Source organism: Nitrospirales bacterium (assembly GCA_031315865.1).
Classification (GTDB): domain Bacteria; phylum Nitrospirota; class Nitrospiria; order Nitrospirales; family UBA8639; genus JAGQKC01.
Window position 1 is genome coordinate 3280236 of sequence record JALDRJ010000002.1, and the last position, 21375, is coordinate 3301610.

Sequence of the window (21375 nt, forward strand, 5' to 3'; positions counted from 1 at the left end):
TCGAGCATCACAATACCTCCTTTTTTACCCAAGGAGGTTGCGATGCCTAGAATGGAAGTCCTCAGTGCCGTCGAACGAGAAGAATTCGACTCACCGCCCACGTTCACGTTCGCTCAGCAGCAACATTATTTTGATCCGTCTTTAGACGTCATCCGTACGCTCAAACGACAACGAACACCGACCCATCAGGTCTACTTTCTCGTCAGCTATGGCTATTTTCTGGCTACGCATCGCTTTTACCCGAGCGCCCTCTTCCGAGAATCTGATATCCAATACGTGACACGAATCATCGGATTGGACGTCCAGCAGCTCCAGCTGTGGTCTTATGTGAAGCCCACACAAACACGTCACCGCCATCTCATTCGCACCCTCTGTCAGTTTCGCCGTTGCGACCACGTGGCACGTCAATATCTCACGGCCGAAGTCCAGCGTCTGGTGAAACAGCATTGGGCCCCGCGCCACTTGTTTGTTCGGCTCGTCGAACAACTCTCTGCGAAGCGCATTGAAATTCCGGGCTCCGGGTATCTGAGCCGTCTCATTGCCACGACGATGACTCAGTATCGACTGATGCTCGCTCGACGCTTGCGTGCGCAGTTGACCCCAGCCATGCGTGAGGGGTTGGCCGCATTGCTCAATCCCTCCGTGGAGCCCATGGGATCGGCACGTTATCGCCTGGGGCAATTGAAACGGTTGTCGCAATCCACCAAACCCACCAAAGTCCAAATACGCTTGAAGGATCTTGAGGAGATGCAGACCCTCTACCAGCTGCTTACTCCCGTGCTGCCAGTCCTCAATCTTCCGCAAGCCGGGATCATCGAGTATGCCACGATCACGTTAAAACTCGATCTCTTTGATCTCGTGCGCCGAACAGAACCTGATCGTCTCTTACATCTCTTCACATTTGCCATTCACCATTATTTCCGGTTGCACGATAATCTTGTTGATGTATTTTTGAGCGTCTTGCCATCTCTGTTGTCGAGTGTGCAGCGAGAACACATGGAACACTGTTACGAGAAGCGAGAGGCCCAGTCGAGAAGTCTCACCACGCTGCTCACGATCCTGGAGACGGATGTCCTGACCGCCTTTAAGACGATCAAACGGATTGCGGAATCCTCGACCCTCTCAGATCGTGACAAAATCCAACGGATTCAAACGGTCTTTGCGGCGCGCCAGACACCGCAGCAACAACTGGTTGAGACCATGACTCCCCTGAAGGCCAGTGTGGAGGAGATGCGACACCAAGATGCCTATTACACTGTGCTCGAAAGGCGCTCCCTTCGACTGCAGGCTCGCTTGATGCCGATCTTGAAACATCTCCCATGGCAGGGCACGGATCAAGCCTTACTGGCGGCGATTCGGTATGTGAAAACCCCGAAAGGCGATTGGGGTCGCGAGGCACCCAAGCGCTTTCTCACCGCCACCGAACGGAAGGCTGTCAGCCCGCCTGCTCAGGCCTTTCGCGTCTCCCTGTATAAAGCCCTCCTGTTTATTCATGTGCAACAGGGGATTAAAGCGGGGACACTCTATCTTAACCAATCCTATAAATATCGCGCCCTCGAAGACTATCTCCTCAGTCGTGAACAATGGCAACAGCATCGTCAGGAATACCTCAAGCAAGCGGGCCTTCAAGCCTTCACGAATCCTCATACGGTCTTACACACATTGGAAACGCACCTGCAGCGACAGTATGTCACCACCAATGAGCATATTCTGGCCCAACAGAATGCGCATGTGAGCCAGAAGGCCGATGCCAGTTTTGTCGTACGAACCCCGGCTCAACCAATGGTGAACACTGAGGCGCTCTCCACCTTTTTTCCGGGTCGACAGTATATCGCCTTAACGGAAATTTTAGCGACCGTTGATCGGCTCACGCACTTTCTCAGCGAATTCAAACATGGACATTACCAGCCTCGAGAGTCTCGTCCTCCCACACGTGCGTTTCTCGCGGGCGTACTGGGGCTGGGGTGTGGGATTGGGGTTCGGAAGCTTGCCCGCATTTCTTGGCATGTGCAGGAAGGGCAAGTCGAGCATACCGTTCATTGGTATTTCACTCCCACGACGGTGCGGGCCGCTAATGATCGTATTCTCCAAATGGTGGAGCAACTGCCATTGCCGGACATTTATCGTCGGTCCGAGGACGTGCTGCAGACTTCGAGTGATGGGCAGAAATTCGAAGTCCCCGCCGAGTCCCTGAATGCCAATTTTTCGTATAAATATTTTGGCAAAGGCCAAGGCGTCAGTGTCTATAGTTTTATTGATGAACGCCATCTCCTCTTTTACTCCACCGTGCTTAGCGCGGCGGAACGAGAGAGCGCCTATGTCCTCGATGGCCTGCTTTATCAGGACGGGTTGCCCAGTACCATTCATTCAACGAATACGCATGGGTATAGTGAATTAGTCTTCGGGGCCATGCATTTATTAGGATTTGCCTATGCGCCGCGGATCAAAAATTTTCAGCGGCAACGGCTCTATGCCTTCAAAGAGCTTCGCCGTCATGCACGCTATGCTGCGTTCGCCCTGAAACCTCATGGCACGATCAACACGGACCTGATTTGTGAGCACTGGGACGACATCTTGCGCTTTGTGGCGACACTCAAGTTGAGAATCACGACGCCCTCCGCACTGTTCCGACGGCTCAATTCCTATTCCGCCCAACACCTATTGTATCGCGCGTTGAAAGCCTTTGGACAAATTCTCAAGTCCATGTTCTTGCTTCGGTATTTCGATGAAGTAGAACTGCGGCAACAGATCACCCAACAACTCAACAAAGTGGAGCAGTCGCATCGCTTTGCCCGGGCCCTCTCAGTGGGAACGCCTCGAGAATTTCTGAGTGTGGAGAAGGACGAACAAGAAATCGAAGAAGGGTGTAAGCGTCTCATCAAAAATGCCGTGACCTGTTGGAATTATGTGTATCTCTCAAAGCGACTGATGCAAACAGCCGACCCCACCCACCAACACCTGTTCCTTGAGGCCATTCGGCATGGATCCCCGATCTCTTGGCAGCATGTAAATCTCTTAGGCGAGTACGATTTTTCCGATGCGCGGTTGGAAGACTCGGTGGGGATTTTCCCTGCCACTTGGCTCACTGAAAACCAATCCTGGTTGAGGGAGGCGTTAGAACGATAACTCGTTGATTGACTGGGAGAGATAACTCGCGGTTGCCTCGCGAACTGCGAGTTATCCCCAGGAAATGAGCCCTTTTATCCGTTTTCGGGTATGGACCCCTCAATCGCGGACTCGATCTGTTCGAAGGTAAAGGAATGTCCGGTTTTCCATTGATCGGACTTATCCTTGTACGACCGAGATAACGTGACAGTGAGAAAAGGTTTTCCCTTCTCCGGTGTTTGTTCCCAAATCGCAACCTGGGCACTGCCGACTTTGAGTTTATGAAGTGGTGTTTTGTGTTCTGTCGCCATGATGTTTTCTCCTTCTGTTAGCTATTGAACATTGGCTTCTCAGCAAAACCGGAAGCCAAATTCATCAGCGCAGAGAACGCATCATAGACAGATGGCCATACGGACCAAATGCCGCAGGAGTGATTAGCTTTGCTGGCGCGAGTGGGGCAGGGGAGTGTGGCCTAGAAAAACACACGAACAACACATATCATGCTGCCAAACGTGCGAGGGAATAACTGACCATAAAAACCACAAAAGTACGGCTTTGGCTGCGAGTCGAAAACAGTAACAAATTTGTCCGAGGGAAAAACCGCTCAAGAGCGGTACATCGAAGACATGTGTCTTGCCCGTTATGACGCGAAAAAGCTTGAGAAAGATGGCTGGGAATACGAGCTGACCTTTCACTACCAGGATGACGAAGATTTGGAGCGACAGGTGTATGATCTCGCCAATGAAATGGAAGGGATTACTGACCTCAGAAATGGGCTCACGGAATCGGACTTTTCAGAGGTGGGCACGGAGAGAAGTTGGTAAAGGGAGTAATGGCTAAATAATGTATTTGACAACATATGTATTATAATACATACTATGGACATGTGGCAGGTCATATTTCACGAGACGTTTGATGAAGAATTTATGGAATTGCCTGCCGATGTTCAAGACGCCATTTTAAGCCATAAAGGGCTCTTGGAAATGTTTGGGCCTCAACTGAGCAGACCGCATGCGGATACGTTGGAAGGGTCCAAGTATTCGAATATGAAAGAGCTACGTTTTGATGCGGATAACGGTGTTTGGCGAGTGGCCTTCGCGTTTGATCACCAACGCCAAGCGGTTTTGTTGGTGGCAGGTGATAAATCCGGGACTGGTCAGAAACGCTTTTACAAGCAATTGATTAAAAAAGCGGATGAGCGGTTTAAGGATTGGCTCAAAAGTCAGAAAGGAGAGTAAATCATGGCCAGAACAATAAATGAAGTTATTTCCAGCCTTCCTAAGGTGCGGCAAAAACGGATAACAAAACGTTCAAAGGAAATGGTCGAGGAATACATGGCGTTACAGGAAATCCGTAAAGCACGGGAACTGACTCAAAAAGATGTAGCGAAGAAGCTTAAGATTTCGCAAGACGGTGTCTCGCGCCTTGAACAACGCACGGACGTGATGCTCTCTACCTTACGAAAATACGTGGAAGCAATGGGTGGCAGCCTTAATCTAGTCGCGCAGTTTCCAGACCGTCCTCCTGTGGAGATTGCTGGATTTTCTGATACCCCCAAACAAAAATAACTACTATTTTCTGTGCGTGTCTGCCCAATCGTTTATATTCCAAGCAGGTTTTTCTTCCAGGAAATTTCGGCACTGTGAACAGGAAAGTCTTAGTAGTGATTTTTTAATGCCTTTTGCCTTCCTTTACGCCAATGTCTTACGTATTGTTGTGTTTATGGTAAGACGAGACAGTGATTGCCGAAACGAATAAATAAGACAGCACCAGACACGAAGAAGTTAGGATCATACGTTAGGGAGTTATTGTCAAAAGTGGTGTCTGCGTTGTTGTTCACGCGGCGACTGGGTTATTCCTCGTTTCCTCAACTCCATCAATAAACTGTCTGCCCTTGATCACGTGAGCTAACTGCTGAAAACCACGAAGGCGTCGCCAGGTCTTCTCGGCACACTGGCCTAGTTTGAACATCATGTGGCGCATGCCGTCTCGCGTGAGGCAGCCGTTGGCCTGTTTCGTCCGATGGCGAATGGTGCCGAACGTCGATTCAATCGGATTCGTCGTTCGTAGGCTCTGCCAATGGGTGGCTGGAAACGCATAGAACGTGAGGAGCTCCTCCCGATCTTTTTGCAAACACGTTGTCGCCTTCGGATACTTCGGTTCATAGGTCTTCCCAAACACGTCGAAGGCCCGTTCCGCCGTGGCTCTGGTGTCCGCTTGCCAGATGTCATGTAGCACTCGCTTCGCTTTCGCCTGTCCACTCTTGGGGAGCGCATTCAGAGCATTCCGCGTCTTGTGGCACCAACAGCGTTGCTGTCGGGTACTCAGATAGAGTTCTTCTCACGCGGCCCAGAAGCCCATCGCGCCATCGCCAATGGCGAGCTCTGGCGCATGCAGCCCCCGCGCTTGGAGATGCACGAGCACCTCCCGCCAACTCTGTGTCGACTCGCGGAGGCCATCATCAATCGCCAAGAAGTGCTTCTCGCCTCGAGCGTTCACGCCGATAACGACCAATGCACACAATCGGTGCTGCTCCGCCCGCAGGCCGCTATAGATGCCATCGACCCAGATGTACACCCAGTGGTCCGCATCGAGGCGTCGCTGACGCCAGCCTTCATACTCCTCCCGCCAGGTCTGCTTCAACCGGGAGACCGTACTGGCCGAGAGGCCTTTGGCCTCAGGGCCAACTAACGTTTCCAGGGCGGCCTGCATTTCCCCCGACGAGATGCCTTTCAAATACAACCACGGAATCGCCGCCTCCAAGTTCGCGGTCTTGCGGACATAGGGCGGCACCAAAGCCGACCGGAAGGTCACCGGCTTACCCTGACGACTCCGCACTTTGGGCACTTGGACCGTGACCGGGCCAATCCCCGTTTGTACTGCGCGTGCTGAATGATGGCCGTTACGCACAACGACCGCACGCCCGTGCTCATCGCGTTGTGTCCTGTACGTATCCACGAGTGCCGCCACTTCGGCTTCCAGGGCTTGCGCCATGAGTTTCTGGGCGCCAATCCGCATGAGGGCTGTCAGGGTGTCGCTCGCTCCTCGATCTTCCTGCTCCGTTTTGCTACGCTGATTCATCTACTGGTTGAGTTGTGGATGTGTCGCAACACCCATTTCAACCCGAGACGCCGCGTCTTTTCAACTCATCCAAACACTACTTTCGAATATAGCTCCACTGTCAGAAATAACCGCCTGAATGTGTTCTCTGCTGCCGCCATATTTTTGAAGACCTGCAAAACCATGTAGTGGTGTATCACTATGTTCTAGAACATTACCAATAAGCTCACCAAATACCGTAAAAGCCGCGACCCGATATTCTTCGGAGGATTGTTGAATAAATTTATTTGTTAATTCTTCAATTAGGTCTTCATTTGTTGCACTGGTATCAATAGTTCCAAATTCAACAAGTGTATCACTTTGCCCCTGATATTTTTGTGCCGCAGATATCAAAGGACGATCTGGAAGAACAACGACATGTTCATCCAAATGATCAAAGAACCCTGAGCGGTTAAGATATGCTCTTGTCTCTCCAGCATTAGAAAAATCCATAGTTACGTTTTTACCGAAGCGGGCTAGCTGATTTCCTAATGCAAGCAATCTCTCGATACAATCAATCATCGTCTTACAACCAGAAGAAAAATTAATTTTGATGTTTTGATTGTCTTCGGTGATAAGATCACCAGCCTGTTTGAGAATTATTTCAAAGTTATCTCCGGTTACCCATTCAGGTGGTAAAACTAATTCTTTGCCCTTTATTAAAGACCACCTGTATTCAGAATCTTGTTGGTATCTTTCCGGATGATCATACAGGAAGGAATTAACTTCCTTGCGACTGATCCCCAATTCTGAGGCTATTTTTTTAGCCTTTATGGGGGAATATTTGAGTAAAATACTGTCTATATCCTGCTTCATAGATTATGATCTCGGTCGTAATAGTCTTTTCAGATTTCTTAAAGCACCACGCTGCTCATATGTCCATCAATAACTTCCTCTATTTCAGAGGGCAGAGCATAGTGGGCCTTGTTTTTCTTCCAGGCCTCCCTAGTTTTTTCTGCTGTTTCCCCCGCTGCGTCTAACACCAGTTTTTTTGGCAACCCGGCCTTTTCCGCCAGCTTTTCAAATAGCTGTAAATCACACAGCATCATATCCTTTGTATTCAAAAATTTTAGAGCCAGCTTGTCGCCCGGAATATAAGGGATTGTGGAAACCAAATCGTAAGCCGGGGACAGTTCCGGCGTCCGCCCGTCCCTGTAAATGAAAGACCAGTTTTTTAGATGCATGTCGCCATTGCCGGTCAGAATCGTAAAGGCCAGATGCCGGATGAAATCCCGCAAACCCTCTTCGCCCGTCAACGTCCAGACCATCCCGGCGATATTGGTAAAACTGACGCCTTCATATTTTTTCTCCGGAAAAACGCTGTAGACTTGCGCAAAATCTTCGATATGGATGCGCTTGCCATCCTCCGTACGATCAAAACGCTTGACTGCAAGCGCCTGCTTACCTCTTAACTTCCCAAAATCCGGCAGGCCGACAATGTCGGATAGAGGAACCAGTTTTGTTTCCGGGACGGGGATCCCAATCTCCGCCGCCATATGCATCATGGCGTATTCGTTTTCCGGGATGTTGTCATAGGCCGGTGACGGCAGTTTGACAATCCAGTTGCCGCCCATGCCGCTTGCCGGGATGGTCAGACCGCCATTACGCGCCATCAGCGCGGAGAATTTCAGCTGAACACCCGCCAAAGAAAAGCGCAAAGGCTGCTCCGCTTCCTTGCTTTCAGATCGTTCCTGTTCTTCTTTTTTCCGTGGGAGCGAAAACCCTTTTGCCGGTTTGGCAATCACCGCGCCGGGCAAATCTTCTCCCAACAGATAGAGAAGATAAAATTCATGGGTCGGCTTTATGCCGCCACGTTCGGCCAGATACGCGCGTAAATGTCCTTCCGGCAAGAGGTTCGAAAAAAACGGCGGCACTTTTCCGCTATAGGCCTTGGGAGGGGTGAGTAAATCTCCCTCTGCGGAAAAATAGGACTGGCTTAATACAGGGCGCTTGGGATCATCTGCATAGGATTCATCAAAGGAAAATAGGTTCCGGCCGCCGGGGAGCAGGGTTAACACGCCGACGCGCCGCTCATTCAGAAAAATGTCTAGTACGCTTGTCATGCCAGTTCCTCTTCATCACTTTCAGATAAACTGTCAGGCTGCCAGGCTGGTTTCCGCTCCTTCGCACGGCCGGATATGACGGACCGGACAGCCGGGGTCAAGGCACGCGGGATCAGCATCGGCTCCAGATCAAGGAGGCGGGCCATTTCCTGCAGGCTGGAGAGGCGCAAATCCACCTCGCTCGCTTCAATCTTAGAAATATGGCTTTGCGGCAGCCCCATCTTTTTACCCAGCTCCGCTTGCGTCAGCCCTTTTTCCTTGCGGGCCTTCTTCAATTTTTCAGCAATTTCTTTCATCTCTTCCTTATAGTCTATACTAGCATAGTATATGCTATAACATATAATATAAAATTAAAATATGCTACTGCATATATAACGGCAAGTCCCCTCTTATACATTATGGATAGTTTCAATTTTTGCTTTAGACAAAAGCCAAAATTGATATTTATTGAAAAACAACGACTTACATCTCTTTTAACCTGTGCTATTTTTGCTTTTATGAATAAAAATAGAAAAGCAAAAATTGAGAATGACCCATGGAACAAGGATAAAGCCGTTGGTCAGATGGCACCCTTTACCCCTGATCAGGCCGGCCTGATCCGATCCTTGCTGGTTGCCGAGAAAAAAATCCGGGATCTGGCTCTGTTCAACATGGGTATCGATACGATGCTGCGTGCGTCTGATCTTTTACCCTTACGTGTGATCGATGTCACCGATCACAATGGTGATGTCGTTCATGAGTTTACGGTCCGTCAGAAAAAAACCAGCAAAGGTCATGTGGTTGCCCTGACACCGGATACCCGCGACTCGGTCGCTGACTGGATGATTGCCTCCGGCAAGGGCCCGGAAGATTATCTCTGGACCAGCATCGGCAACAAACCTTCCGTCAAGCACCTCAGCCGCGAACAATATGCCAATCTGGTAAAAAACTGGTGTTATCTCGCCCGCATGAATCCCAAAACCCATAGCACCCATTCCGTGCGGCGCTCAAAATCAGCCGCCATTTATGACGCCACACATAATCTGGCAGCCTGCAAGGAACTACTGGGACACAAGAACATCGGGAGCACGGCTCATTATCTGGGGGTCGATCAAAGAGCGGCGCTTGAATTAGCCAAGCGCGTCAAAATATGAAGGAGGACAATAAGATGGAAGGGAGATTTCACATCAAACTTGAAGCGAAAAATCCGGAGAAAGGGAATTTCCGGTCTTACGCTATCGATGCCGAGCAGGGTCTGTTCGGCTACTGGAAAGTTGCCGACTGATCCGCCTTCCGGGTTTTGACTGATGACCTGACCTTTCGGAACGGTCGCACTGGGTTCTGGAGTTACATTTCTGATTTCAATACCAGAGTCCTCAAGAGCTTTGGGTGTAACCCAACAAAAGGAGGAAAAGTTGCATAGGATTTTTGCTAACGCGTTGATATCGTGAGCGAATTGTCCAAGTGCGTCCTCCGTTTTTGAGGCTCGTTTAGGCCGTGAGTTTCGGGGGCTTGATGCCCACGGAGTCTTGCAGTCGTTCTTCCGAGAAATCGTATTCCCCGAGCAGATTGATATGTTGCCAGCAGACCACCGACCCATGGCGGATCGCGTGCCGTAACGTCTCATGATAAGAGCTCTCGCTGGCTTCCTCAAGCTTCTGGGAGAGATAGAGATAATTCCAACAAATGATGGCATTTTTGATGAGACGTTTACAGCCTTCCGCAATTTCCTGTTCCTGCTTATCCACTTCGAGGAATTCTCGAGGATTGCCGACCGAGATGGCGCGGGTAAAGCGATGCGTACCTTCACTGTTTACGGTGAACGATCCAGTAAACTCACAGTCAATGGCTCAGACACCTGATTTGCCAATAGCTTGCCGCGAGTACTCTTCCGTACTGAATCTGCATGTTGAGGCTTTCCCTTTCATGAGAGCATCAGAGCAAGAGGGCAATATTTGGATCATCATCGATGACGTGGCGAACTTTTCCATGACGATATACAATTCTTGTTGATGCAGCCACCGGTGTTAGCTTTCCCTCATATCCGGCCTCAATCTTATAACTCGGTAAAAAATCAAAGAATTTCAAATGCTGTGTGACTGAAATTCCAACCTAGCGGACGGACCATTTTTTCAGTCATGAAAGGATTGCCACACTTTCAGTAAATTACCTATATGATTGCCATGTTTTCTATGGTAACTAAGAAGAAGGATCGATCGCGCGCCACAGGCGCCTCCATGCTTTCGCCCCTATGAGGCTGGACATCGAGTAAAGAATACGGTAATGATTTTTCACAAAGTGTACCATCTGGATTTGCCCCATCGCTCTGCAACACGGATATCCCGATAAAAGGGGTTTCATCTCAAGCGCGTGTCTCGAAACCTGCCGTAGGCATTTCGTATGGTAAAAAGAGCATACGGGAATGAACGTTTTGAAGTGCGACGCGAAGCGTTCGTGTTGATGAATGAACGAGTCGGAAAGCAGCAAGGTACGCGCAAACAATCTTCGTCAAATGGATCAACACGATTCAACAGCTCATGAGGCGATTGATCGACTCAGCATTATAGCCCATCGTGCTCCGGTCTTGATTCGAGTGTCAGACGATGACGGGAAATGCACATTCGTCAATCAGCAGTGGTTAGACTTTACGGGACGCCCCCCAGAGCAGGAGTTAGGAAATGGGTGGATGGACGGCGTGCATCCTGACGATATTCCGGCCTATCGTGAGACTTTCCAGGCTGCGGTCAACAGACAACATCCGTATACCATGGAATATCGACTCAGGCACGCCGGCACCGATTATCGATGGGTGTTGGAAACTGGAGTTCCATGGCAGAAAACTGATCATACGATTGACGGGTATGTCAGCTCGACCATAGATATTTCCCTACGCAAGGAAGAAGAGTGCCGAATGCAACAGGCCTACACAGAACTCAAACGCCTGTGCGACGAGCAAACGGACAAGCTCACAAAAATCAGTGAATCTCAACAGCAATGGATCATTCAACGAGAGCGTGCGGAACAGATTCTTCAGCAAGTATCAGGAGGAACGACCTCAACGATTGGCCCAGCTTTTTTCCGTTCTCTTGTTGAACACGTGGCCGCCGCCTTTGAATCGCGCTACGCATTTGTGGCGGAGCTGAGGGAACGTGGTTCCCGTGTACGTACCCTCGCGTTTTGGACACCGGACGGAATTATCCCAAACACTGAATACGATATCGCACATACGCCTTGCGAACGAATCTTAAATGGGAAAGTTTGCCATTTCCCTGAAAACGTATCCTCCCATTTCCCCCACGACCGCCACCTGGACGAATTGCAGGTAGAAAGCTATTTGGCCATTCCCATAACCGATCCATCGGAAAAAGTCATAGGGCATCTGGCGATACTCGACCACAACCCCATTTCGATTCAACCTCACTCGTTACCGGTCCTGAAAATTTTCGCGGCGCGCGCCGCTGCGGAGCTCCAAAGGCAGTCCGCGGAGACGGCCATACGCGCGGTCAAGGAACAACTTGAGCATATCATGGCGTCTGCCATGGATGGGATCATTACCGTGGATGAACATCAGATGGTCACCGTGTTTAACCAAGCCGCCGAAAGTATGTTTCAGTGTTCCGAGAAGGACGCCATCGGGTACTCGCTTGCTCGCTTTATTCCCGAACGCTTTCGTCTGGTCCTCCAAGAATACATTCAGCGCACTGATGCCTCGCATGAGCCTCAGACTCCGGTCCCACAGCTGCCGATTCTCTACGGTCTTCGTGGCGATGGGAAGGAAATACCCCTAGAGGCGTCCCTCTCCCAAGTCAATGTGGGAGGGAAACGGTTGTTTACGATCATCCTTCGTGACCTAACCGAACGATATCGTGCAAAGGCCACGATCAATAAACTGCAACAGACGAGAAAATATCTTCAGGAGGAAATCAACACCGAGCTGAAGTTCCAGAACATGGTCGGGCAGTCTCTGGCCATGAAAAAAATCTTTAAACTCGTACAGTCCGTTGCTCCCACCGATACCCTGACCTTAGTGACCGGTGAAACAGGAACTGGCAAGGAATTACTGACTCGCGCCATCCATAACCTGAGTCACCGAAAAAAAGAGATGTTCATCAAGGTCAATTGTGCGGCCATTCCAGCCGGGCTCATCGAAAGCGAATTGTTTGGTCATGAAAAAGGCGCCTTTACCGGCGCTATATCCCGGCATATCGGCCGGTTTGAACTTGCTCACAAGGGTACGCTGTTTCTGGATGAGATCGGTGAGTTGCCCCTGACGCTCCAGGGGAAACTCCTCCATGTACTTGAAGCCGGGGCATTCGAACGCGTTGGCGGAACACGGACAATCAAAGCCAATGTTCGCGTGATTGCGGCGACTAATCGGGTGTTGGCACATGCTGTGCAGCAAGGGCAGTTCCGACAAGACCTGTTCTATCGCTTAAATGTCTTTACCCTCCATATCCCGCCGTTGCGAGATCGAAAAGAAGACATTCCCTTGCTGGCAGAATTTTTCCTGCAAATCTATAACACAAAACTTGGCAAATCGATTACGAAAATTCCCGAATCGGTCATGGCGAGTCTCAGTGCGTATCACTGGCCCGGGAACGTGCGAGAACTTGAGCATGTGATCGAACGGGCCGTGCTCATCAGTGAAGGGACAGATCTGGCGAACGTGGAAGGATTGCACTCGTCAGTTGAGACAGCCAATCCGGGTCTTTTCCCCACACTCGAAGACATCGAACGAGAACATATTCTCAAGGCATTACACGTCACCAATTGGCGTATCAGCGGCCCCAAAGGGGCGGCCAAACTCTTGGGTCTTAAACGCACAACGCTCGACTCAAAGATAGACAAACTTGGCATACAAAAAGACTCATAGTTTTTGCCGTTATTTCGGAAATATGCCGAAATAATGGCAAACATTCCTCGACTCTCCATTTTCTCCACACGTTCAAATTCGTCATAAGCTCCAATATTCATAGGCCTTTGAGGGCCATCTCAAGTGTCTTGATTCGTGGGCATTCGTATTGCTTATCCCATCTCTGCTGTGCCGCACTTCGATTCATAAAGGCCTTCAGCGCTGCGACCCCAAAATTGAGAAAAGAATTGATCCAGGCGAACGACTCTGCGTCAACAAAAAGCTCGAAAGTATTTGTATCCGCAACAGGCCATCAACACTGATGACGAATCAGCTCTCTCACGATTGTCATCATCGATGAAATTTCAACATCCTGGGCTCAAGAGCAAGAAAAGGAGGTACTCATGCCCGAGACACTAGTCGCATAAGACGGTTACCCCAAACTGGAACCGCCTTCAGATTGGATTGCCCTCACGGGTCTGAAGGATGACGAGAATGAACATGGAGAGGGTCTAATATCCAGCTTGAATACAGGAGACATATCATGCTTTCACGATCGTACGCTCAATCCCTACGCACAATATTTGGAGTGGTCGGATGCCTCATGATCATTTTTGGGGTTCTATCGACTCCATCAGTCGCCAAAAGCAAAGGCGACCGCGTCTATACTTTCAATGACAAAGACGAACTGCTTCAACCGATGGATTGGGCCGTCCCTTCGAATTGGCGAGAAGAATGGATTTATGTCGGAACGCCAGTCACGCCAAACGATATGAATAATGGCAAAGCCTCCTTTCCGGAGTTTCACAGCGTGTATATCCATCCGGATCATTACAACGTCTACAAAAAAACCGGAGCATTTCCCGACGGGACGATCCTCATTAAGGAAATGACGAGCGTGGGATCGAAGCAGGCTGTCAGTGGGAGCGGCTATTTCATGGGTGAATACCTCGGCCTCGAAGCGACGATAAAAGACTCGAAACGCTTCAAGGATGAGCCTGGAAATTGGGCCTATTTCAGTTGGACCAATCATGAGGGTGGGCCGCGGAAGAAGACAGCCAAAGCCGAACCAGCCGGAAAGTGTAACATCTGTCATCAAGCGTTTGCCAAAGATGATTGGGTCTTTACTCAGTATTATCCCGTGCTTCGAGCGGCAAAGCCTGCACGAGGAAAATAATTCGGTTGTCATCATGAAATCTTGCAACGTTCACACAGCAATCGCATGGTCATTGCGGTAACAACTTTAGAGAGGGGGTAGTGATGAAATATTCTGCATTCAACCTGAGTCTTCTATTCTGCCTGTTGGCAAGTGTGGCATGGGCGGAGCATCCGGGAATTGCCACGACTCATCGAGATGCAATCCAAAACGCCATGGGAAAGCATATTGAGGAGCAAATCCGATTAAACGGCAATGGGAAATACCCGATGTTCGATCCCGAAACACGGACGCTCAAACAACTACAATTTAAAGCCTTTCACGACAGTGTGGAGGTCAAGGGAAGAAAAAACCCGTATTTCGTGAGCTGCGCAGACTTTGTCGCTGAGGATGGCACGCTCTACGATCTTGATTTTTTCGTCTCAAAAAACTATGGCGTCGTTTCTGCCATCGTACATTCGAAGAACGGTGTCCATACGGACTATGACATCCATTAAGGATGTCGTAGAGCCCGGTTACTTTCTGAGTGAGCCTACATCGATGACTGTCGCATCACATCATCGAAAGTGTCGGCACTCACCACCGTCAAATATGTAATTGTTGTATGGATGAAGCTCCCCAAGCTCAGGGGAGCTTCAATTCCATTTTTCAACCCATTGGCTTAGGGACGAGAACGTCAATTGAACTTGAGACTTTGAGCTAGAGCAGAGATCGTGGGAAACATTATTAATAATAGCGGACATACGTTTTTGAGAGAACGAGGACGACATATTGAGCGACATATTAAAGGAGTACATTCATGAAAATACCTGCATTCAGGCTGGGAGAGCGGACTGAGAATCATCAATGGCCATCCCATGCCTCAAGAGTCATGCCGTTGCGTGACGACAGATCCGTACGATTCAATCGTTTGATTGTCTTGGGGTTCGTTTTGCTATGGATTGGATTTCTGAGCCAATCATTGTCTGCGCATGCGGCGGAAGGGCGATTCCTGTACATCGAGAGCAATCATGTAGATGAGGGACAAAATTCTATCGTCGCTTATTCTAGACATGCAGACGGAAAGCTTACACCATTGCCCGAGGGCCCGTTTCTGACGGGTGGAACAGGAATCAACAATGACACCCATGGAAAGCTCGGGCCGGACGATAATGATACGCCCCTCGCCTTAAGCGAAGATGGAAAGTATTTATTCGCGGTCAACACGCATAGCAACACGATTGCCGTGTTCAAGGTATTGGAAAACGGTTCGCTGCGTCACGTGAAAGGATCTCCCTTTCCTTCGAGAGGCATCGGTCCGAATAGTCTTTCGGTCTCTGGGAATATCCTGCTTGTATCGAATCGCAATGGAGATTATCATCAATTAGAGCAGCTGCGAGGCGCGGCAAAAGCCAATTACGTTTCCTTCCGCGTGAATGACGATGGAACGCTCACGTTTCTCTCGTCCATAGACGTCGAAGGTGCCCACAAGCCGACGCAGGTGTTGTTTTCAACTCTTCATAACCGGATCGCCTTCGGGAACGATTTCCAGGTTGACGCGGATTTTGACGGAGACGGGGCACGCTCATGGCTCGCTGGCCGTGAACAGAAAGTCCAGGGGCAATTGCACGCCTTCACGCTCGATGCATCCGGGCATCTCATAGAGACCGACCGTGTGACGTTGCCTGAAACAGATCCTGGGCATCTCTACGAAGGTGCACCTGGCGTCCCTTCCCTTCCTTTGGGACTATGGGACCATCCAACCAAAAATCTCCTCTATGTAGGATTCGTCACCCGCAATGAATTAGGTGTCTTCCGTTACTCCCGCGAAGGCAAGCTGACGTTTGTCACCTCGGTCCCAAACGGCGGGCAAGACATTTGTTGGCTTCTTACCAATCGAGCCGGGACCCGTCTGTATGCGGTGAATAACCTCAACAGGCAGGAAACCAAGGACAAATCGGGATCAATTTCGATCTATGACATTTCAGGCGAGAAAGCCGAGCGGCCGGTGGAGATAGGGCGTGTTCAGACGCCCTTGCCTGGTGAGTCGTTTATCAACAATCGGATGTTTTTGCAGCCAGGGAGCACGCCCTTTCAAATGGCTCTCGATCCGACCGAAAAGTTTTTCTACGTCATCAACCAACGTATTAATCAGACGCCAGAGAACAAGAGTTCCGAAGGTAATTTTTTGCATATGTTCAAAGTCGAAGAGTCAGGTCTGTTAACGCTCGTAGATTCACGCGACTTAAGGAAGGATGGGCTTCCTAGCCACTCACGACCTCAGGGAATCGTCATCCTCGATCGGTAGGCGCATTGTCGCGTTCTCAAAGCCAGCGAGTACGCAAAGCAATGGTGATGAATAGCGTCGTATAGACCTCGGAATTCAACGGGTGTACGAAAAATGTACGGTTAACTTATTCATGGAGGACAGTAAGCATGAGAATCAAACAGATGATCGTCATAGTTGTTGCGGTACTTGCTCCAAGTTTGGGGTATGCCAATGAATCGTCCATATCGGACGTGAAGCGTGGAATCACCCCGCATGGCTATGTCTACCAACAAGACTTTATGCCCAAAGAAACACTCGAGATTGACTTAGCAAGGACCGCGATCTTCATCACCGATCCACAGAACGATTTCCTGTCAGAGGGAGGCGGGGCCTGGGCTTTGGTCGGAGGACAGGTCGTCTCGAGCAAAGTTGTGGAGCATGAAATACAGCTGCGGGATACGGCGAAGACCGTAGGCATTCCGGTCTTTTACTCGCCCCATATGTATACCAAAATGGATTACGCGCATTGGAAAAGCCTGAATGCGATCGACAAACTCATGTTTCAGCAGAAGATGTTCATCCAAGGCACATGGGGACATGATTTTCATCCCAAACTCAAGCCAGACGACAACACAGTGGTCATGAATTCCCATAAGGGATTGAGCAATTTTTGGACCGGCGACGCCGTAATTCAACTACGGGAATACGGTATCGAGACGATCATCATGGCGGGCATGTCCGCTAATTTGTGCGTGGAGTCACATACCAGAGATGCCATTGAAAATGGATTTGAAGTCATTATCGTGGCGGATGCCACGGCTGGAGCTGGGCCTTACTCCAAGAAGGCAGCGCTCATCAATTATGAATATATCGCCCATGAAGTCGTCACGACGGATCAAATCATCAAGCGGCTGCTTGCAGCGAAGAAAATGAAAGATGCCAGCGCGACGAAATAATAAGAGAGTTGATCGCTGACACGCGGTGACGACATGGTGTGTCTGGCGCCGGGCCACCATGTCGCCTCGTAGATCAATCGGGAAGAGCTGACCATACAGGAAGGCTGCTTATGCGCTATGCAATTTTGATTCTTGGACTCCTTGTCGTGGCATGTACGCCCACAACAGAAACGGTTGGCGTACGTGACGCCCAAAATCAATTTTCTGAGGGCTGGGATAAGGACAAAGCGGCAGAATGGCTGGATGCTCGCGCGGATTGGTGGCTCCACGCGGAACGGACTCAACGAGTCACAGACGAGCAGGGGAGCGTTGCCTGCTTTGGATGCCACACGGTTCATACGTACACGTTCGTGCGTGCAGATTTGGCGCCGGGAACCGGTTCAGTGCCGCACATCATGAATACTATCGCGCGGCGTCTCGCCGCAGGCGTCAATGTCCCCCCCTGGAACGTAAAGCCTGAAGGCCGAGAACAGCAGTCTCGCGGATCCGAAGCGATTAATGCCGCATTGTTATTGGCGTATCAAGAGGCCCGTTCCGGAGCCGCACAGCCTTCAGACAGACTGTTGACCGCATTCGACCGGCTTTGGCACTGGCAACGACTGGATGGTGGATGGGATTGGTTTAATTTTTCTTTTGAACCTTTGGCGACTATCGAAGCCCAACACTTCGCGGCCTGTCAAGCCGCTATTGCCGTTGGAATCGCCCCAGGCTATTACTCGGATGATTCCGCGAGTCCCGAACTCAGGCGCCATGTCGAGATGCTTCGAACGTGGGTACACAACTCTCGCAACAAAGAGAATCTTTTCGGCGAAGCCTGGCTGCTCAGAGCATCGACGAAACTCAGCGGGCTTCTCGAACCAGGAGAGCGGACAGAAATCGTTGAGAGGCTGTTAGAGAAACAGGTGACCGAAGGTGAGGACTCCGGCGCATGGATGCTCTATAACCTCAACCGCTGGAAATATAGTCAAAGCGCGCCTCCTGCCATCCCACGAGATCTGCTCCCAGAGGCACGAAAGCCTGATCCATACTCGACTGGAATGATAAGCGCGATTCTTATGGACTACGGTGTTCCGGTCGATCATCCCTCAATTATCACAGCTATCGCATGGTTAAAGGCCCATCAACAGGACGACGGTTCATGGAGAGCTTATTCAATCAATAAGATTCGCGATAAGGATGATATCGCCTATCTCTTCATGAGCGACGAGGCAACAGCATGGGCGGCCCTGGCCCTCCTGGAGTTCGAGCGAAGAGGTGGTAAAGGAGTATAGGCCGCATTTTCTTCTCCTCACGGTGTCGCGAGTCCCAGGGGTAGTTTCTCCCGCAATCGTCAATCATTGGGCCACTGAAAGAACTATAAAGATTATGAAAGGAACGTTCTTGTGAAATCACGGCTGCTTCTAGGAATACCATTCGCGCTGCTCGCCTTCCTCATGCTCAAGCAGCCTGCTTTAGCTGAATGGCGGTTTGATGGCAAGCTCAACGTATTTTACACCGATGATACCTCGCTTTTCTCTGCGTCACAGCGACTGTCTTTGCGGGAAGATCCGACACAGCCCGTGATTGATGTGACCAATCAGGGAGAGGATATGGTGTTCGAACCCGCGATCTCATTCGGTAGATTATTTCGGCCATCCTGGGGCGATGTCGAGCTCACCCTCAAAGCTCAAGGCTATGTGTTCGCAGACCATTCCGAGTTCGACCATGGCACGTATGGAGGACAGGTCACTCAAACGCTTTCACCCGAGACGCGGGCTCGGTTGCGGTATCACTATGGCCCGAATTTATTCTTAGGCAGAAACGAAGAAAAGGGAACGGAGAGTGAGCGCCTGGTTGAAGAGCGTGTCTCGACTCACTTTGGTACGCTTGAGTTGGAACACGATGTCCGGGAAAACCTCATGGTTCGTTTGCTCGGCCGGTATGGGCACCGATCGTATAACGAAGCGTTCAAACAACGCGATACGGACTTTTGGACAGTGGGGACTCATGCCGCATGGGAAATGATTCCTGGGGTTGAACTTGTGGTAGGTTATCACTACGAACGAACGCTGGCCGACGGACGAAAGAAGCCTGAACTCGAGGATGATATTTCTTCATTCATTCACTTCATCGTCGCGGAACTCGCGGTCGAAGTGACAGAAAAAACGGCGCTTACATTTGGGTTTGATTTCGAACGAACAGACTTTACGACGGGGATTCGGGGGGATGAGCGGCGGAATGGGAGTGAAAATGTCTATCAGGGCGAGATTGAAGTGAGGCATGCCATTCACAAAAACATTGACGTATCATTGTCATATCAACGAAGTCAGAGAAAGTTCAGTATTGAAGATCGTCAGGCGATCATCAATACGGTATGGATCGGCAGCGCCTACCGATTTTAAATTCCATCCAGCTTCAATACATAAGAGCCAGCAAACATGTTACGATCGTAACCATGTTGTCCCTGGATTCCGGCATCGGCTGGGTCGCAGAATTCTCTGTCGTATGACCGGCTTACCACACGCGTTCATTCCTGAAAGCCGTTACAGACCATTGATATGATACGACACCTACCAGGAGCGTCCCCGCCATGAACGCCTGCCGCAAGGATCTTATCGGGTGTCAGGATTGTGGGCATATTTTTGATAAACCGGCTTGCCCGCATGGGGAAGAATTGAGTTGTCAGCACTGCGGAGCCGTATTATTGGTGAACCGTAAGGATTGGCTTACCAAGGCGGTTGCCTTTACGTTGACGGGAATCATCTTGTTCGGGGTCACGCTTTCCGTTCCCTTTTTGGGGCTGGAAGCTGCCGGTCAGACTCAGTCCAGCCATTTAGTAAGCAGTGTGGAGGCCTTGCTTGAACGCAAGCAGTTTCTGTTGGCCACGCTGGTATTCGTGACGGTTGTCTTGTTCCCCTTAGCGGAACTCATAGGACTTTCGTATGTGCTGGGCGCTCGAATGTTAGAACGCCGCGCGCCAGGGTTCAAATGGGTGCTGCATATGCTATTTTTAGCCCGCCCCTGGAATATGATGGAAATTTTTTTCCTGGGCATGCTCGTGACGGCCGTAAAGCTCGGGGATCTGGCAGAATTGCAACCGGGCATCGGTGTGTTTACGTTCGCAGGCTTAGTGGTTGTCCTGATCTTGAGTCATATGCATCTCAGCCGCGAAGAACTTTGGGATTGGATTAAGGAAGAAAATTACCATACTATGGGCAATAGGGAAGGGGCTACAGGGAGTCCTGTCGATGAGGAATTCGTCACGTGCCGCACTTGTCGCGCCATGGTGTCGATGGCGCTCATCGAAGACAATGCCCGATGTCCACGTTGTCAGAGTCCGTTATCGACACACCATGCACAGAGCTATCAGCGCAGCCTGGGGCTACTCGTGGCCGCCGCAGTGTTATTCATCCCAGCCAATACATTACCCATCATGACGACTGCCACGTTTGGCACGACCACGTCCAACACCATCTTCTCGGGTGTGGTACATTTAATCGAAGAAGGTGCCCTGGGGATTGCTGCGGTGGTGTTCGTGGCAAGCATTATGGTCCCCATTGCCAAATTTCTGATCATGGGATATTTGTTATGGGCGGTGAAGCATCCCGGCACAGGAACCCCTGAACAGCAGATCACGCTCTATCGAATGATAGAGTTTGTCGGTCGCTGGTCGATGATTGATGTATTCGTCGTAGCCCTGCTCGTGTCTTTGGTACAATTCGGGTCGCTCACGTCCATTGAACCCGGAGTGGCCATCCTGTGTTTTGCCGCGGTCGTTGTCTTGACCATGATGGCGGCGGAGACATTCGAGCCTCGATTAATTTGGGATGCATACAACGAGCACGAGAAGGAACCGCACGAAAAAAACCGTGACGATGCCTCTGAAGTCAAATCCCGGCATATAATGGCGATCACGTCTCGATCACAAAACTAGAACC

At 50.3% G+C, this 21375-nt stretch carries 18 protein-coding genes and 1 pseudogene; 13 read left to right on the plus strand and 6 right to left on the minus strand.

Annotated elements, in window-relative coordinates; genetic code table 11:
- The first annotated feature begins 42 nt into the window (after nt 1-42).
- Complete coding sequence (locus tag MRJ96_14915; GenBank protein ID MDR4502733.1) at nt 43-3126, plus strand: Tn3 family transposase; 3084 nt, start codon at nt 43-45, stop codon at nt 3124-3126.
- A 74-nt stretch (nt 3127-3200) separates the two neighbouring features.
- On the opposite strand, the gene MRJ96_14920 is transcribed toward MRJ96_14915, so the two are convergent.
- On the minus strand, nt 3201-3416 hold the full coding sequence (locus MRJ96_14920) for a hypothetical protein (GenBank protein ID MDR4502734.1): 216 nt from the start codon (nt 3414-3416) through the stop codon (nt 3201-3203).
- A 273-nt stretch (nt 3417-3689) separates the two neighbouring features.
- On the opposite strand from MRJ96_14920, the gene MRJ96_14925 reads away from it, so the two are divergent.
- Genes MRJ96_14925 through MRJ96_14935 form a run of 3 tightly spaced genes read left to right on the plus strand, consistent with a single transcriptional unit; the run spans nt 3690 to nt 4673 of the window.
- A complete protein-coding gene (locus MRJ96_14925; GenBank protein MDR4502735.1) occupies nt 3690-3929 on the plus strand; it encodes a hypothetical protein in 240 nt (79 codons plus the stop codon).
- A 60-nt stretch (nt 3930-3989) separates the two neighbouring features.
- Nucleotides 3990-4343, plus strand: a complete 354-nt coding sequence (locus MRJ96_14930; GenBank protein MDR4502736.1) for a type II toxin-antitoxin system RelE/ParE family toxin — start codon at nt 3990-3992, stop codon at nt 4341-4343.
- Nucleotides 4344-4346: 3 nt separating this feature from the next.
- Nucleotides 4347-4673 (plus strand): helix-turn-helix transcriptional regulator, encoded by a 327-nt coding sequence (locus MRJ96_14935; protein MDR4502737.1) that lies wholly within the window; start codon nt 4347-4349, stop codon nt 4671-4673.
- 268 nt (nt 4674-4941) lie between these two features.
- On the opposite strand, the pseudogene MRJ96_14940 reads toward MRJ96_14935, so the two are convergent.
- From MRJ96_14940 to MRJ96_14955, 4 genes and pseudogenes are all read right to left on the minus strand, one after another.
- A pseudogene (locus MRJ96_14940) lies at nt 4942-6186 on the minus strand (IS256 family transposase).
- Nucleotides 6187-6246: 60 nt separating this feature from the next.
- Nucleotides 6247-7020, minus strand: a complete 774-nt coding sequence (locus tag MRJ96_14945) for a hypothetical protein (protein MDR4502738.1) — start codon at nt 7018-7020, stop codon at nt 6247-6249.
- Between the two features lie 38 nt (nt 7021-7058).
- Nucleotides 7059-8267: a type II toxin-antitoxin system HipA family toxin gene (locus MRJ96_14950; GenBank protein ID MDR4502739.1), complete on the minus strand. Its 1209-nt coding sequence runs from the start codon at nt 8265-8267 to the stop codon at nt 7059-7061.
- Complete coding sequence (locus MRJ96_14955; protein ID MDR4502740.1) at nt 8264-8563, minus strand: helix-turn-helix domain-containing protein; 300 nt, start codon at nt 8561-8563, stop codon at nt 8264-8266. Before MRJ96_14955 ends, MRJ96_14950 begins: the two co-directional genes overlap by 4 nt.
- Nucleotides 8564-8665: 102 nt before the next feature.
- Between MRJ96_14955 and MRJ96_14960 the strand changes: the two genes are divergently transcribed.
- The gene (locus MRJ96_14960; protein MDR4502741.1) at nt 8666-9400 is read left to right on the plus strand and encodes a tyrosine-type recombinase/integrase; all 735 of its coding nucleotides are present in this window, start codon (nt 8666-8668) and stop codon (nt 9398-9400) included.
- A gap of 336 nt (nt 9401-9736) precedes the next feature.
- On the opposite strand, the gene MRJ96_14965 is transcribed toward MRJ96_14960, so the two are convergent.
- A complete protein-coding gene (locus MRJ96_14965; GenBank protein MDR4502742.1) occupies nt 9737-10027 on the minus strand; it encodes a Tn3 family transposase in 291 nt (96 codons plus the stop codon).
- A gap of 683 nt (nt 10028-10710) precedes the next feature.
- Between MRJ96_14965 and MRJ96_14970 the strand changes: the two genes are divergently transcribed.
- The 8 genes from MRJ96_14970 to MRJ96_15005 all read left to right on the plus strand — a co-directional run bounded on the left by MRJ96_14970 (nt 10711) and on the right by MRJ96_15005 (nt 21371).
- Nucleotides 10711-13119, plus strand: coding sequence for a sigma 54-interacting transcriptional regulator (locus MRJ96_14970; protein ID MDR4502743.1), 2409 nt, complete (start codon nt 10711-10713; stop codon nt 13117-13119).
- Between the two features lie 523 nt (nt 13120-13642).
- Entirely contained in the window at nt 13643-14275 is a 633-nt protein-coding gene (locus MRJ96_14975) for a cytochrome P460 family protein (GenBank protein MDR4502744.1), read from the plus strand.
- 83 nt (nt 14276-14358) lie between these two features.
- Nucleotides 14359-14751 carry a hypothetical protein gene (locus MRJ96_14980; protein ID MDR4502745.1) on the plus strand — a complete coding sequence of 131 codons (393 nt, stop codon included), beginning with the start codon at nt 14359-14361 and terminating at the stop codon, nt 14749-14751.
- Nucleotides 14752-15053: 302 nt separating this feature from the next.
- Entirely contained in the window at nt 15054-16541 is a 1488-nt protein-coding gene (locus tag MRJ96_14985) for a lactonase family protein (GenBank protein ID MDR4502746.1), read from the plus strand.
- 128 nt (nt 16542-16669) lie between these two features.
- Nucleotides 16670-17458, plus strand: coding sequence for a cysteine hydrolase (locus tag MRJ96_14990; GenBank protein MDR4502747.1), 789 nt, complete (start codon nt 16670-16672; stop codon nt 17456-17458).
- 110 nt (nt 17459-17568) lie between these two features.
- Nucleotides 17569-18729 (plus strand): hypothetical protein, encoded by a 1161-nt coding sequence (locus MRJ96_14995; protein ID MDR4502748.1) that lies wholly within the window; start codon nt 17569-17571, stop codon nt 18727-18729.
- Nucleotides 18730-18840: 111 nt separating this feature from the next.
- Nucleotides 18841-19839: a hypothetical protein gene (locus MRJ96_15000; GenBank protein ID MDR4502749.1), complete on the plus strand. Its 999-nt coding sequence runs from the start codon at nt 18841-18843 to the stop codon at nt 19837-19839.
- 188 nt (nt 19840-20027) lie between these two features.
- Nucleotides 20028-21371, plus strand: coding sequence for a paraquat-inducible protein A (locus MRJ96_15005; protein MDR4502750.1), 1344 nt, complete (start codon nt 20028-20030; stop codon nt 21369-21371).
- Nucleotides 21372-21375 lie beyond the last annotated feature (4 nt).

Bases quoted from the DNA above. Each gene is read 5' to 3' on its own strand.
- MRJ96_14945 (MDR4502738.1), bottom strand. From the start codon at position 7,020: ATGAAGCAGGATATAGACAGTATTTTACTCAAATATTCCCCCATAAAG.
- MRJ96_14930 (MDR4502736.1), top strand. From the start codon at position 3,990: ATGTGGCAGGTCATATTTCACGAGACGTTTGATGAAGAATTTATGGAA.
- MRJ96_14980 (MDR4502745.1), top strand. From the start codon at position 14,359: ATGAAATATTCTGCATTCAACCTGAGTCTTCTATTCTGCCTGTTGGCA.
- MRJ96_14990 (MDR4502747.1), top strand. From the start codon at position 16,670: ATGAGAATCAAACAGATGATCGTCATAGTTGTTGCGGTACTTGCTCCA.
- MRJ96_14935 (MDR4502737.1), top strand. From the start codon at position 4,347: ATGGCCAGAACAATAAATGAAGTTATTTCCAGCCTTCCTAAGGTGCGG.
- MRJ96_14950 (MDR4502739.1), bottom strand. From the start codon at position 8,267: ATGACAAGCGTACTAGACATTTTTCTGAATGAGCGGCGCGTCGGCGTG.
- MRJ96_15005 (MDR4502750.1), top strand. From the start codon at position 20,028: ATGAACGCCTGCCGCAAGGATCTTATCGGGTGTCAGGATTGTGGGCAT.
- MRJ96_14960 (MDR4502741.1), top strand. From the start codon at position 8,666: ATGGATAGTTTCAATTTTTGCTTTAGACAAAAGCCAAAATTGATATTT.
- MRJ96_14955 (MDR4502740.1), bottom strand. From the start codon at position 8,563: ATGAAAGAAATTGCTGAAAAATTGAAGAAGGCCCGCAAGGAAAAAGGG.
- MRJ96_14920 (MDR4502734.1), bottom strand. From the start codon at position 3,416: ATGGCGACAGAACACAAAACACCACTTCATAAACTCAAAGTCGGCAGT.
- MRJ96_14970 (MDR4502743.1), top strand. From the start codon at position 10,711: ATGAACGAGTCGGAAAGCAGCAAGGTACGCGCAAACAATCTTCGTCAA.
- MRJ96_14915 (MDR4502733.1), top strand. From the start codon at position 43: ATGCCTAGAATGGAAGTCCTCAGTGCCGTCGAACGAGAAGAATTCGAC.
- MRJ96_14985 (MDR4502746.1), top strand. From the start codon at position 15,054: ATGAAAATACCTGCATTCAGGCTGGGAGAGCGGACTGAGAATCATCAA.
- MRJ96_14975 (MDR4502744.1), top strand. From the start codon at position 13,643: ATGCTTTCACGATCGTACGCTCAATCCCTACGCACAATATTTGGAGTG.
- MRJ96_14995 (MDR4502748.1), top strand. From the start codon at position 17,569: ATGCGCTATGCAATTTTGATTCTTGGACTCCTTGTCGTGGCATGTACG.